This is a genomic window from Bordetella genomosp. 5 (assembly GCF_002261475.1).
Taxonomy (GTDB): domain Bacteria; phylum Pseudomonadota; class Gammaproteobacteria; order Burkholderiales; family Burkholderiaceae_B; genus Bordetella.
The window spans coordinates 224,580-237,246 of the sequence record NZ_NEVN01000007.1; the positions used below are offsets into that span (position 1 = coordinate 224,580).

A 12,667-nucleotide genomic window follows, 5' to 3' on the forward strand; every position below is an offset into this window, starting at 1 on the left:
GTAAAACCGCGATTTTCGCATACCAGACCCGTGCCAGACGCCGCCTCCGCCTTTGCTGTCCTGTTCGTCGTGTTGCTGCTGGCCGATACCGGTCTGCGCTTGTGGCTGGCCGCGCGCCAGATCCGGCACGTAGCCGCCCACCGGGGCGCCGTCCCCGACGAGTTCGCGCAGCGCATCAGCCTCACCAGCCATCAGCGCGCCGCCGACTACACCGTGGCGCGCATCCGCCTGGGCATGCTCGAGCGGGTGTTCGACGCGGTCGTGTTGATTGCGCTCACCCTGATGGGCGGGCTGCAGGCGCTCGACCTGCTGGTGAGCTCGCTCACCGATCACGACATGCTGCGCCAGCTGGGCCTGCTGGTGGCCCTGCTGCTGGTGCTGGGGCTGCTGAGCCTGCCGTTCACGCTGTATCGCCAGTTCCGCCTGGAGGCGCGCTTCGGCTTCAATCGCATGACCCCCGGGCTGTTCGCGGCCGACATGGTGAAGGGCATCGTGCTCAGCATGGCGCTGGGCCTGCCGCTGGCGGCCGCCATCCTGTGGCTGATGGCCAGCGCGGGATCGCTGTGGTGGCTGTGGGCCTGGGTGGTCTGGAGCGCGTTCCAGCTGCTGATCAACTACATCGCGCCGGTCGTGATCGCGCCAATGTTCAACAAGTTCACGCCCCTGACCGACGCGCAGCTGGCCGGCCGCATCCGCGCGCTGGGCGAGCGCTGCGGCTTCACGGTCAATGGCATGTTCGTGATGGACGGCTCGCGCCGCTCGGGCCACGGCAACGCCTATTTCACCGGCTTTGGCCGCACCCGCCGCATCGTGTTCTTCGACACCCTGCTCAACAAGCTCAACGCCGACGAGATCGAAGCGGTGCTCGCGCACGAGCTCGGTCACTTCGCGCGCCGCCACATCGTGCGCCGCCATGCGATCAGCATCGTGATGGCGCTCGCCTTCTTCGCGGTGCTCGGCTGGCTGGCCAATCAACCCTGGTTCTACGTGGGCCTGGGCGTGCTGCCGCAACTGGGCGCCCGCAACGACGCGATGGCGCTGATTCTCTTCTTCCTGGTCATTCCGGTTTTCACTTTCATGTTCACCCCCCTCGCAAGCTGGTTTTCGCGCCGCGACGAGTTCGAGGCCGACCGCTATGCGGCGGGCCAGAGCTCGCCCGCGTACCTGATCTCGGCCCTGGTCAAGCTCTACGACGACAACGCCGCCACCCTCACCCCCGACCCGGTGCACTCGGCCTTCTACGACAGCCACCCTCCGGCCGCGATCCGGATCCGCCACTTGCTGGCGGCCGCATGACGGGCGCGCTCGAAGGCCGCATCATCGCGGCGCACGGCCGCCATTACACGGTGGAGCTGCCCGATGGCAGCGTGCGCAAGTGCTTCCCGCGCGGCAAGAAAACCGGCCCGGCCGTGGGCGATCTCGTGCGCATTTCACCGCAAGGCAAGGACGAAGGCGCGATCGACGCCGTCCTGCCGCGGCGCAATCTGCTGTTCCGCTCCGACGAAATGCGCTCGAAGCAGTTCGCCGCGAATGTGGATCAGCTCCTGATCGTGATCGCGGTCGAGCCCACGTTTTCCGATGACCTGACCGGGCGGGCCCTGACCGGCGCCTGGAGCGCCGGGATCGAGCCGCTCATCATCCTGAACAAGATCGACCTGGTCGCCGGCCTGCCCGCCGCCCGCGCGCGGCTGGCGCCGATCCAGGCGCTGGGCGTGCCGGTGGTGGAGCTGTGCGCGCAGGATCACGACAGCGTGCGCGAACTGCTCGCGCCGCGGCTGACCGGCCGCGTCAACCTGCTGCTGGGCCAGAGCGGCATGGGCAAGTCGACCCTGCTCAACAGCCTGATCCCCGATGCCCGCGCGGCCACGCGCGAGCACTCGACCGCGCTCGACATGGGCCGGCACACGACCACCAGCACCCGGCTCTATCACCTGCCCGCGCCGGGCGGCGACCTGATCGACTCGCCCGGATTCCAGGCCTTCGGCCTGCAGCACCTGAGCGGCGAGGACATCCTGCGCGGCTTCCCGGAGTTCCAGCCGCACATCGAAAGCTGCCGGTTCTACAACTGCACGCATCGGCACGAACCCGGCTGCGGCGTGGTGGCGGCCCTGTCGGCCGGCAAGATCGACCCGAGCCGCTACGCGCTCTACGAACGGCTCCTGGCCGAAAACGAAGCGACTCGTCACCGGTACTGACAAGTCGCTTGCGCACGGGCGCTACACTGGAGGCCATGCGCGTCTCGTTATGAGACATATGTCATAAGGACCGCGCCCGCCATGCCGGGCCGCGGCCATGCCTCAGAGGACTGTTGCAATGCCTCGTTTTGCCGCCAATCTGACCACCATGTATGGGGAATTGGAATTGCCCGAACGCTGCACCGCGGCCGCGCGCGACGGCTTCCGCGCCGTCGAGATGCAGTTTCCCTATGCGCACCCTGCCCGCACCTGGCAGGCGCAGTTGAACGCGTCGGATCTCGAAGTCGTGCTGTTCAACACGCCGCCGGGCGACGCCGAGCGCGGCGAACGCGGGCTGGCCTGCCTGCCGGGCCGCGTGGATGATTTCCGGGCCGGCCTGGACCAGGCACTCGACTACGCCGCGGTGCTGCTGTGCCCGCGCATTCACGTGATGGCCGGCTGCCCGCCGGCGGACGCCGATCCCGCGGCCGTGCGCGGCACCTACATCGAGAATCTGGCCTACGCGGCCGAGCAGGCCGCGGCCATGAATGTCGACATCATGATCGAGCCGATCAACACCCGTGACATTCCGGGCTACTACCTCAATCATCAGCAGGTCGCGCACGACATCGCCGCCGCCACCGGCGCCGACAACGTCAAGGTGCAGATGGATCTGTATCACTGCCAGATCGTCGAAGGCGACGTCAGCACCCGGCTGCGCACCTATATCCCGCAGGGGCGCGTCGGTCACGTGCAGATCGCGGGCGTGCCGCTGCGCCAGGAACCCGACCACGGCGAGCTGAACTACCGCTATCTGTTCCAGATCCTGGACGAGCTGGGCTACAACGGCTGGGTGGGCTGCGAATATCGGCCCCGCGCCGACACCCGCGCTGGTCTGGGCTGGCTGCACGCCGCCCGCCGCGCCTCGTCGCACTGAAACGGGCGCGGCCCGTCCAGAGGCTCAGGCGCCGGCGGGCCCGTGCGCGAGGGTGCGGTAGAGGTTACGCAGAATGCCCGCCGTGGCGCCCCAGATGAAGCGGTCGCCGAACGGCATGGCGTAGTACTGGCGCACGCGGCCATCGGGCAGCTGCGCCTGGTAGAGCCGGTGGTTGGCCGGGTCCATCAGAAACGACAGTGGCACTTCGAAGAGCTCGGCGACTTCGAAGGTGTCGATGGACGGCGCGAAGTCCGTGCGGACCAGCGACACCACGGGCGTGATCGAAAAGCCGGTCGAGGTCAGGTAGTCGGGCATGCTGCCCAGGACTTCGACGCGGTCGACAGGCAGGCCGGTTTCTTCTTCGGCCTCGCGCAGCGCCGCCGCGACCGGCGTGCCATCGCTGGTCTCGACCCGGCCGCCCGGAAAACTGATCTGCCCCGCGTGGTCATGCAGATGCGCCGCGCGCTGGGTCAGCATCACGCTGACGCCCTCGGGGCGCATCATCATCGGGATCAACACGGCCGCCAGCACGGGCGCTCCGTCGCGGCCCGGATAGGGATCGACCTCGAGGTTGAGCGGATCGAGCGTCCAGCGGCCGCTCGCGAACTCAGGCCGCCGCAGTTGGTCGCGCAGCCGCTCGGGCGTCAGCACCGATGCGGGCAAGGCCGACAGGCCGCGATCGGCGGGCTGCCAGGGTTGTGCCATCGGGTCGAAGAGCGGACGCACTGCCGGACGGCGGGCCCGCGGCGGATTGGATTCGGGCATAGTCCCAACAAATACAAAAAAGGCACCGTGCAGTGACCTGCAGGTGCCTTTCTTTTAACCCGGAAAACCGTTCGGGGATGCAACCATGAGCGTACTCATGAGACCGTTGTTCCCCGGAACGGCTGCCGTCTGCGATCAAGCCGCCTTGGCTTGCTTGCTGACGAGCTTTTCCTTGATGCGCGCCGACTTGCCCGAGCGGTTGCGCAGGTAGTACAGCTTGGCGCGGCGCACGTCGCCGCGGCGCTTGACTTCGATGCTCGCGATTTGCGGCGAGTAGAGCTGGAACGTACGTTCCACGGCTTCACCCGACGAGATCTTGCGCACGATGAAAGCAGAATTCAGACCGCGATTGCGCTTGGCGATGACCACGCCTTCGAAGGCCTGGACGCGCTTGCGGGTACCTTCCACGACGTTGACGTTGACCACCACGGTGTCGCCGGGGGCGAACGAGGTAACGGTCTTGTCGCCGGTCAGGCGGGCGATTTCTTCCTGCTCGAGGATAGCGATGAGGTTCACATGAACTCCTAGATCATCTTGCCTTTGCGGGGTGAAGCTTTGCCGAGAGATAAATCCGCAGCAGACAGAGGCCAGACCCGTGGGATCGAAAACCACGCACCGAAGCGCGTGCCCCGACCTCACCGGCTGCCGAGTCGGCCACGGCGTACATTGTTGTACTCGTGCCGCAAGCAGAGGATGAGATTTGGCAAACCCAGCATTCTACATCAGGGTGCGATGCTCGGCCAGCAAAACTGCGCATTATTTGCGCAGGACCGGCAGTCACGCCAGGGGCAGAGCAAGGGTAAAACCAGGGACGTAGCTGGGCGCGCCGAAGTACGAACGCAACCTGGCCGTGATCGAGCCCGGCATGGCCGTAGCCCCTAACTCGCCGAGACCGATCATAGCCGCGGCCGGAGCCCCTATCTGCATCGAGACCGCTCATAGCCGCGGCCGGCCCCCGTATCTGCATCGGGACCGCTGATAGCCGCGGCCGTAGCCCCTATCTGCACCGCGACCGATCATAGCCGCGACGTGACCCGATACAGCGCAGCCGAATCGTGGCCGATCCGCCACACTTTCGGCGGCCGTCATGCCTCTGCAAACATCCACCCTGCCGCGCGCCACCGTACCGTGCGACGCGGCGCGACGCCCGGCAGGCGCGGCCGAAAGCCCTGCTCCCGACACCACAATTCATCTATACCTTTCGCTGTCAAGCCGCATGTTTGCTGGCTCGCTAACTATGACAAAACGCTGCACCGCCGCGCCGGTTGCAGTAATCTGCATGGCTTTCCTGCTGCCGCGATCGCCCGCCCGGGCGTCTCCCGATGTCTGCTACATCCCTGCTGTTGGTCGTCCTCGCCGCCGTGGCGCATGCCAGTTGGAACCTGCTCGCCAAGCGAGCGGCCATGGTCGGCCCGATGTTCGTGTTCGCGTACGGCCTGGCGGCCAGCGTGCTTTATGCACCCTGGGTCATCTGGGTGCTGCTGCACGAAGGCATGGTGTGGAACTGGCCCGTCGTGCTCTGCATCCTGGCCTCGAGCCTGCTGCATCTGGGATACAGCCTCTGCCTGCAGCGCGGGTATCAGGTGGCGGACCTGTCGGTGGTGTATCCCATCGCGCGAGGCACCGGCCCCCTGCTCTCGACCTTCGGCGCCTTTCTGCTGCTGAGCGAGCCCGCGTCCGCGAGCGGCATCGCTGGCATGCTGTGCGTGGTCGGCGGTGTGCTGCTGATCGCCACCCAGGGCAGGCTGAGTCTGTTTCGGCAACCGCATGCCTGGGTTGGCGTGCGCTGGGGCGTGATCATCGGCCTCTTTATCGCGGCCTACACCGTCGTGGACGCGTACGGGGTGAAGGTCTTGCTCATCATGCCGGTGTTGTTCGACTGGTTCACCTGCGTGACCCGCACCCTCATGATGACGCCCCACGTGCTGAAACGCCGGGCCACGTATGTGCCCGCCATGCGCGGCTACTGGCACCTGGCCATCGCCGTGGGGTTTTTGTCGCCGCTCGGCTACATCCTGGTGCTGTATGCCTTGCGCAATGGCGCGCCGCTCAGCCTGGTGGCGCCGGCGCGCGAGATGTCGATGATGCTGGGCACCCTGGCCGGCATGATGCTGCTGCGCGAAAAGGTCGGCCCCGGCCGGCTCGCTGGCTGCGCGGCCATCCTGGCGGGCGTCGTTCTGCTGGGGTCGTCGTGAGAAAGCTCGACGAGCGTCGGATCGCCGCGCGACGCCTTGTCGTTCAGAAGCCGACCGCCGCACCCACCCACATCACTGCGGGAATCATCACGCCCCACGCGAGCACCAGCGCGACATCGAGCACCTGACGGCGGCGCCACTGCTGGCGCAGCCCGGCGTCGGACGCCAACATCGCCGCGAACGCCGCGCTCGACACGCCCGCCATCGAGGCGCCCGGCACATGGGCAGCCTGGGTGGGAGCAGGATCGGGAAGATCGTGCGGCACATCGAGCGGCGCGCCGGGCGACGCCGGCACGGCCGAGAACGGCCAGCGACGCGCCCCCTGCGTGGCGGTGGCGAGGTCGGCAGCGGTCGCCGTGGCGGTGGCGCTAACGGTGGCAGCAGCGGCAGCGGCAACGGCACTGGTAGCAGCAGCGGCAACGGTGACAGTGGCGGCACCGGCAGCGGCCGCATGGCGTTGGTCCGCCTGCCGCGCCTGTCCGGCGGCAGCCGCCGGTGCCCGCAGCGGCAACATCAGGCGCGCCGCGCCCTTCAGACCCGCCCCCATGCCTCGCATGCTCGCGGCGAGGGCCGTACGCAGGCCGGTCGGGACGACACGGCGAACCGACATCGGGCCGCGGACGTCAGCGGCATCGAACTCGTCAAGCACATCGGTGGAAAGCATTACGCTGCTCATGATCACTCCTAGATCGTGATGCCCGAACCCTGCGGGTCGGAGCATCTGGCCGAGATTCGGCAGTTTTGGCGGATATCTCGCCATCGGACCGCGGTCTGTGCCTCCAGACCGCGGCGAGCTCGCCGGCCGGAACCCTCAGGTGAGGCTGAGAACCCAGGCCTGGCGCCGAACTCGGCCAGATTCGAGAGCCACGGCACCCACCGGCGCCGCGACCAACCATCGCCGTGCAACGGCACGGCAAAACCAGACAACAAAAACAGAAGACAACAACGACGAAAACAACGGCCGACGGGCAGACCACGAGCGGACCACTGGCGGACTATTGACGGACCACTGGCAAACCACTGGCAAACCACTAGCAGACCATCCGCACGCCACTCGCACGCCACTAACACGTCACCAGCACCCCACCTGCACCCCACTCGCACAGGGCGTTAGCCCCCGCCTGCAAAGCGCGGTCAGAAGAGATCGAGCTGCCCTTCGCGGCGCGCCTGCTCCACCTGCTCGCGCCGCGACACACGCGGCGCCTGCTGCGGGGGCACGAAGTGCACGCACGACAGCACCGGCCGCTCGGCGCGAAACGACAGGCGCCGCATCGCGACCTGAAACCGTTGCTTGATCAGATCTGCCCAGATGCCCGTGCCGCGCATGCGCGTGCCGAAGTCGGGGTCGTTGAGGCGGCCGCTGCGCATGTCTTCGATGCGATGCAGGACGCGCTGGGCACGATCCGGAAAATGCGCGTGCAGCCAGGCTTCGAATACGTCTTTGACTTCCCAGGGCAGCCGCACGACGGTGTAGCTTGCCGAACGCGCGCCCGCGGCCGCCGACTGCTCGAGAATCTGCTCGAGCGCGTCGTCGTTGATGAAGGGGATCACCGGCGCGACATTCACGCTCACCGGGATGCCGGCACGCGCCAGGGTGCGCACGGTCTGGATACGCCGCCACGGCGCCGACGCGCGCGGCTCGAGCGTGCGCGACATGGCGCTATCGAGCGTGGTGATACTCATGTACACCGTGATCAGATTGCGCTCTGCCAGACGCTGAAGCACATCGAGGTCGCGCTCGATCAGAGAATTCTTGGTGACGAGCGTGGCGGGATGGCCGGTTTCGTCCATCAGCTCGAGCAGACCGCGCGTGAGCTTCCAGGTGCGCTCGATGGGCTGGTAGACATCCGTGGCCGACCCGATATTGATCGGGGAAACCTTGTAGCCCGGCTTGGCCAGCTCGGCCCGCAACGCCTCGACGGCATTGGCCTTGGCGATGAGACGGGTTTCGAAATCGAGACCGGGCGAATAGCCCAGGTAGGCATGCGTGGGACGCGCGTAGCAATACACGCAGCCATGTTCGCATCCGCGATAGGGATTGACCGCCTGATCGAACGGAATGTCGGGAGAATCATTGCGCGACAACAGCTTGCGCGCCTGCTCCGCCTTGACGGTGGTCTTGAGGGCGCCGCCGGTGGGCAGGATGCTGGGCCGGCCCAAGGCTGCCGGATCGCCTGCACCCACGGCCTCGCAATTGCCCGCGGCGCCCGGCCGGGTCAGCCCGGCCGCGTTGTCCGCCGCATCCGCATCGAGACCGCCCGAGGCCGAACCCGGGGCATCCGTCGGGGCGGCATCGGCGCCAGTGATGAAGGCACGGCGAGGAAAAAACACCACCGGCGCCTCGTTGGGATCGCCACCGCAGGCCTCGTTGGCCGCGCGAGCGGCCGCCTGCAGCGCCTCGGTGAGCGCGCGCGCGGCGCCGGCGTCGGCACCGGTATAAGGCGGCATGCCGTCGTGCGCCGCGGCGGCGGTGAGCGAACTCGCGCCGGACGCGACCAAGCTGGACGAAGCCACGCTGGCAGAACCCGGATCGACCGACAGGCCGGAGACATTCAAGCCGGACGCGTTAAAGCCGGATGCATTAAGGCCGGATGCATTAAGGCCGGAGACATTCGCCGCGGCCGACCTGAGACTGGGCGGCACCGGCGGATACGCCACCGGATAGACCACGGTGGTGCGCGCGGCACGCTGCTCCAGCGCGGCCCGGCCCTGCGGCTGGGACTGCGGTGCCGCCGGAGACTGTGACTGTGACTGTGACTGTGCCTGTGCCACCGCCTGTGCCACTGATAGCGACTGACGCGGCCCCCCCTCGCCCGGCGCCGCAACGGCGCGGCTGCGCATGCCGGACGCCAGACCGCGATCCACCGGCACCCGATCCCAGAAACCCGCGCGGCGCGCCGCGGAGCCTACCTGCCCCGCGGGCGATGCCGCCGAAGACGGGTCGTCGAAGCGCTCGGCGCGGCGTGCGCTGCGCCCGGCGTGCGGGAAATCATCGGTGGACACATCATCGGTGGCGGAATCAAGGCCCTGAGCGGCCGGATCGATGTCGAGATCGGAGAAATCGTCATCGACAGCCAGATCGTAATCAGGGACGGGCTCGGAGACGAGCGACTCGACCGCATCGTGGCCGCCCTCGTCGGCGGACCGATAGGAGATGTCGTCGATGAAATCGGCGACATCGGATACATATTCGCCAGGCAAGCCATCCAACGCGTCGGTTGCACTGTGCGATGCAGCATCCAGCGCCTCGCTGTGCCAGCCATCGTCGATACCTTCTCGGTCGGATTGCTGGAAGCGATGCGGAACATTAGTAACCGCACCCCGACCGCGCGAGGCGGCGGGGGCGGCAGCCGGGGACCCATAACCGGCGGAAAGCGAATGTTCGGTGCTAGCCATGGAAGTACTGTACAAAAAACCAGTACTTTGTGCAAGCCCCGAACCGCGATCCCAATTTAACGCAAGTCGTGACTAGGTGGTCACGGCGTTCCGGGAAAAGTTGTTAAATCGCCCGGAGACCCGCGCCAAATAAGGATTTAGCCGAAAAACAACAAGGCTCGGCCACGCCCTTCTTGACCTTCAGCGCAACATGCCGGCGGCCGCCGTCTGGTGCGTCGCCTCGTCGATCAGGATGAATGCGCCATTGCTCGGAATGTCGTCGTACGCATCGACCGCGAGCGACTCGCGCGTGATGAGTGAGACGCGTCCGATGTCGTTCATCTGCAGCACGCCCGCCTCGTTCGGCACCTCCTGCAATTCGTGAATATCGCGGCGCGTGTGCAGCGCACGAATCTTGGCCGACGTCAGGCGCGTGCCATGCTTGAGCAGGTAGCGACGCGCGGGGTTGAGCGCTTGCGTATCGAGCCAGCACAACTCCGCATCGAACTCGCGCCCCACGCGCGCGGGCGCATCGGCATGCACGATCACATCGCCACGCGAAACATCGACGTCACGATCGAGCACCACGGTGACCGAGTCGCCCGCATACGCGGCCTCGAGCGCGCGATCGTGCAGACGCACTTCGCGCACGACGGCACTCACCCCCGATGGCTGCACCTGTACCGTATCGCCCGGCCGCAGCACGCCGCTGGACACCCGGCCCGCGTAGCCGCGGAAGTCGTCGGCGCGGTCGCCGCCTTCGCGCGACACCCATTGCACCGCCAGCCGCAGCGGCTGGTCGCTGCCGTTGTCATCCACCGCCAGCCCTTCGAGCAGCGTGAGCAGCGGCTCGCCGCGATACCAGGGCGTGCGCGGCGACAGCGTGACGACGTTGTCGCCGTTGAGCGCCGACAGCGGCAGGATCTGGAACGACGCAATGCCGAGCCGCTCGGCCAGTTGCGCGTACGACGCATGGATGCGCTCGAACACCGCCTGATCCCAATCGACCAGATCCATCTTGTTGACCGCGACCACGATGTGACGCAGGCCCAGCAGCTTGGCGATCGTGCTGTGGCGCTTGGTCTGCGGCAGCAGCACGCCGTCGGCCGCGCGCGTGGCGTCGATCAGGATGATGGCCGCGTCCGCCGTCGAGGCGCCCGTGACCATGTTGCGGGTGTACTGCTCGTGGCCGGGCGCGTCGGCGATGATGAACTTGCGCGCGGGCGTGGCGAAGTAGCGATAGGCCACGTCGATCGTGATGCCCTGCTCGCGTTCGGCCTCGAGGCCGTCGGTCAACAGCGAGAAGTCGATGCCCTCGCCCGCGACGCGCTTGTACTTGGCGCGCGCGATCGCGTCGAGCTGATCGGCGAACACGCCCTTGCTGTCATAGAGCAGACGTCCGATGAGGGTGGACTTGCCGTCGTCGACCGAGCCGGCGGTGATGAGGCGCAGCACACCGTTGTCGGCGCCGCCCAGAAATGATTCGTTCACTGCGTTCATGATGTGTCCCTGTGTTCGATTGCGCGGCGCGGTCAGAAGTAGCCTTCGCGTTTGCGGCGCTCCATCGAGGCCTCCGAGGTCTGGTCGTCCATCCGGGTGGCGCCGCGCTCCGTGATGTCCGTGACGGCGGTCTCCGCGATGATGTCGGCCGTGGTGCTCGCCTCCGAGGCCACCGGGCAGGTGCACGAGATATCGCCCACCGTGCGAAAGCGCACCTGCAGCCGCTCGACCGTCTCATCCTCGCGCGGCGGCGTGAGCCGCGTCACCGGCACGAGCAGCCCCTTGCGCCGGACCACCTCGCGTTCGTGGGTGTAATAGATGGACGGCAGCGCGAGCTGTTCGCGCTGGATGTACTGCCACACGTCGAGCTCGGTCCAGTTCGAGATCGGAAACACCCGCATGTTCTCGCCCGCGTGCACGCGGGTATTGAAGATGTTCCAGACCTCCGGACGCTGGGCCTTGGGATCCCACTGACCGAACTCGTCGCGGAACGAAAAGATGCGCTCTTTGGCGCGGGCCTTCTCTTCGTCGCGGCGCGCGCCGCCGATGCAGGCGTCGAGCTGCAGCTCCTCGATCGCCTCCAGCAGCGTCACGGCCTGGGCCGCATTGCGCGAGTCGGTCTCGCGGCGCAGCACCACGCTGCCCCGCTTGATCGAATCCTCGACACTGCGCACCAGCAGGGTCTCGCCCAGCTCGGCCGCACGTGCGTCGCGGAACGCGATCACCTCATCGAAATTGTGACCCGTGTCGATGTGCAGCAAGGGGAAGGGAAACCGGCCCGGGCGAAACGCCTTTTCGGCCAGGCGCAGCAGCACCACCGAATCCTTGCCGCCCGAGAACAGCAGCGCGGGCCGGGCGCACTCGGCCGCGACCTCGCGCAAGATATAGATTGCTTCCGCCTCGAGCCAATCGAGATGACTGCGGTTGATGACGACAGACATGGTGAATCCTCAATGCGTGGGGGGTGCGCCCGCGGGCACGATAGAAATGATCTGGCTGCGAGGCGCGGGCGACGCGGCGTTGCCCGCGTGCAGCCCGCACTCCTTGGAGTCCGACGACTCCCACCACCAGCGGCCCGCGCGCAGGTCTTCGCCGGGGCGGATGGCCCGCGTACAGGGCTCGCAGCCGATCGACGGGTAGCCCTGGTCGTGCAGCGGGTTGTAGGGAATGCCCAGCTCGCGGATCGCCAGCCAGACATCGGCCTCGGTCCAGGCGGCCAGGGGATTGAATTTGTGCAGGCCGAACACCGGATCGTGCTCGTCGAACGGCAGCTCGCCGCGCGTGACGGCCTGCTCGCGCCGCTGGCCCGTGATCCAGGCGCTGCGGCCGGCGAGCGCGCGCTTGAGCGGCTCGACCTTGCGGATCTGGCAACAGGCCTTGCGCAGGGCCACGCTCTCGTAGAACGCGTAGGCGCCATGCTCGGCCACATGGGCCGCGACGGCGGTCGCATCGGGGCGCCACACCTCGATCTCCCGGCCGTAGTGCTCGTGTACGGTATCCAGCATGGCGAGCGTCTCGGCGTGCAGGCGGCCGGTGTCGAGCGAAAACACGCCCAGCGGCACGCCGCCACCGAAAATGGCGTGGGTGAGCAACATGTCTTCGGCGGCGAGCGAAGACGCGAGCACGGCGTCGGGGTGCGACGCCGCGATGCCGGCCAGCCGCGCCTGCAGCTCGTGCCAGAGCTGGGCCACGCGGGGGTCGGAAAGTGCGGATTGCGTCAT

11 protein-coding genes and 1 pseudogene are annotated in these 12,667 nt (G+C 67.3%); 4 read left to right on the forward strand and 8 right to left on the reverse strand.

Annotation, left to right across the window (positions count from 1 at the left end; genetic code table 11):
* The first annotated feature begins 30 nt into the window (after positions 1–30).
* The 3 genes from CEK29_RS13970 to otnI all read left to right on the forward strand — a co-directional run bounded on the left by CEK29_RS13970 (position 31) and on the right by otnI (position 3,111).
* Entirely contained in the window at positions 31–1,296 is a 1,266-nt protein-coding gene (locus CEK29_RS13970) for a M48 family metallopeptidase (RefSeq protein ID WP_094800943.1), read from the forward strand.
* Positions 1,293–2,195, forward strand: coding sequence for a ribosome small subunit-dependent GTPase A (gene rsgA, locus CEK29_RS13975; RefSeq protein ID WP_094858479.1), 903 nt, complete (start codon positions 1,293–1,295; stop codon positions 2,193–2,195). The genes CEK29_RS13970 and rsgA overlap by 4 nt, the downstream gene beginning before the upstream one ends.
* A gap of 118 nt (positions 2,196–2,313) precedes the next feature.
* Positions 2,314–3,111 carry a 2-oxo-tetronate isomerase gene (gene otnI, locus CEK29_RS13980; protein WP_094800947.1) on the forward strand — a complete coding sequence of 266 codons (798 nt, stop codon included), beginning with the start codon at positions 2,314–2,316 and terminating at the stop codon, positions 3,109–3,111.
* A gap of 24 nt (positions 3,112–3,135) precedes the next feature.
* Here the strand turns inward: otnI and CEK29_RS13985 are convergent, their stop codons facing one another.
* Both CEK29_RS13985 and rplS read right to left on the reverse strand, forming a co-directional pair.
* A complete protein-coding gene (locus CEK29_RS13985) occupies positions 3,136–3,876 on the reverse strand; it encodes a CoA pyrophosphatase (protein WP_094800949.1) in 741 nt (246 codons plus the stop codon).
* A 135-nt stretch (positions 3,877–4,011) separates the two neighbouring features.
* Positions 4,012–4,392: a 50S ribosomal protein L19 gene (rplS, locus tag CEK29_RS13990; protein ID WP_094800951.1), complete on the reverse strand. Its 381-nt coding sequence runs from the start codon at positions 4,390–4,392 to the stop codon at positions 4,012–4,014.
* Between the two features lie 806 nt (positions 4,393–5,198).
* On the opposite strand from rplS, the gene CEK29_RS13995 reads away from it, so the two are divergent.
* Positions 5,199–6,071: a DMT family transporter gene (locus CEK29_RS13995; protein ID WP_094800953.1), complete on the forward strand. Its 873-nt coding sequence runs from the start codon at positions 5,199–5,201 to the stop codon at positions 6,069–6,071.
* A gap of 43 nt (positions 6,072–6,114) precedes the next feature.
* Here the strand turns inward: CEK29_RS13995 and CEK29_RS14000 are convergent, their stop codons facing one another.
* From CEK29_RS14000 to CEK29_RS24120, 6 genes and pseudogenes are all read right to left on the reverse strand, one after another.
* Entirely contained in the window at positions 6,115–6,747 is a 633-nt protein-coding gene (locus CEK29_RS14000; RefSeq protein ID WP_094858480.1) for a hypothetical protein, read from the reverse strand.
* A 458-nt stretch (positions 6,748–7,205) separates the two neighbouring features.
* On the reverse strand, positions 7,206–8,291 hold the full coding sequence (locus CEK29_RS14005; RefSeq protein ID WP_094858546.1) for a PA0069 family radical SAM protein: 1,086 nt from the start codon (positions 8,289–8,291) through the stop codon (positions 7,206–7,208).
* Positions 8,292–9,290: 999 nt separating this feature from the next.
* Positions 9,291–9,467, reverse strand: a pseudogene (locus CEK29_RS24190) (PA0069 family radical SAM protein); the annotation flags it as partial.
* Between the two features lie 180 nt (positions 9,468–9,647).
* On the reverse strand, positions 9,648–10,946 hold the full coding sequence (locus CEK29_RS14010; protein ID WP_094800957.1) for a sulfate adenylyltransferase subunit 1: 1,299 nt from the start codon (positions 10,944–10,946) through the stop codon (positions 9,648–9,650).
* Between the two features lie 32 nt (positions 10,947–10,978).
* The gene (gene cysD / locus CEK29_RS24115) at positions 10,979–11,887 is read right to left on the reverse strand and encodes a sulfate adenylyltransferase subunit CysD (protein WP_249279076.1); all 909 of its coding nucleotides are present in this window, start codon (positions 11,885–11,887) and stop codon (positions 10,979–10,981) included.
* 9 nt (positions 11,888–11,896) lie between these two features.
* Entirely contained in the window at positions 11,897–12,667 is a 771-nt protein-coding gene (locus tag CEK29_RS24120; RefSeq protein ID WP_249279077.1) for a phosphoadenylyl-sulfate reductase, read from the reverse strand.

Bases quoted from the DNA above. Each gene is read 5' to 3' on its own strand.
- rsgA (WP_094858479.1), top strand. From the start codon at position 1,293: ATGACGGGCGCGCTCGAAGGCCGCATCATCGCGGCGCACGGCCGCCAT.
- otnI (WP_094800947.1), top strand. From the start codon at position 2,314: ATGCCTCGTTTTGCCGCCAATCTGACCACCATGTATGGGGAATTGGAA.
- CEK29_RS13985 (WP_094800949.1), bottom strand. From the start codon at position 3,876: ATGCCCGAATCCAATCCGCCGCGGGCCCGCCGTCCGGCAGTGCGTCCG.
- CEK29_RS13995 (WP_094800953.1), top strand. From the start codon at position 5,199: ATGTCTGCTACATCCCTGCTGTTGGTCGTCCTCGCCGCCGTGGCGCAT.
- CEK29_RS14000 (WP_094858480.1), bottom strand. From the start codon at position 6,747: ATGAGCAGCGTAATGCTTTCCACCGATGTGCTTGACGAGTTCGATGCC.
- CEK29_RS14010 (WP_094800957.1), bottom strand. From the start codon at position 10,946: ATGAACGCAGTGAACGAATCATTTCTGGGCGGCGCCGACAACGGTGTG.
- cysD (WP_249279076.1), bottom strand. From the start codon at position 11,887: ATGTCTGTCGTCATCAACCGCAGTCATCTCGATTGGCTCGAGGCGGAA.
- CEK29_RS24120 (WP_249279077.1), bottom strand. From the start codon at position 12,667: ATGACGCAATCCGCACTTTCCGACCCCCGCGTGGCCCAGCTCTGGCAC.